1 rRNA gene is annotated in these 244 nt (G+C 48.0%); it reads right to left on the bottom strand.

The window, feature by feature from the left end:
• Positions 1 to 223, bottom strand: a 23S ribosomal RNA gene (locus AC0V2Y_RS29065); the annotation flags it as partial.
• Between the last annotated feature and the right edge of the window lie 21 nt (positions 224 to 244).

The following is a 244-nucleotide window of genomic DNA, read 5'->3' on the forward strand; positions in this document are numbered from 1 at the left end:
GTTGATTTCTTTTCCTGCAGCTACTTAGATGTTTCAGTTCGCCGCGTTCGCCTTGCATACCTATGTATTCAGTATGCAATACCCTAAAAGGGTGGGTTGCCCCATTCGGAAATCTGCGGATCAAAGTGTGTTTGCTCACTCCCCGCAGCTTATCGCAAGCTACTACGTCCTTCATCGCCTGTAATCGCCAAGGCATCCACCATGTGCACTTATTCGCTTGTCCCTATAACGTTAGCCTCTTCAT

The sequence above is a fragment of the Janthinobacterium sp. BHSEK genome (assembly GCF_056174685.1).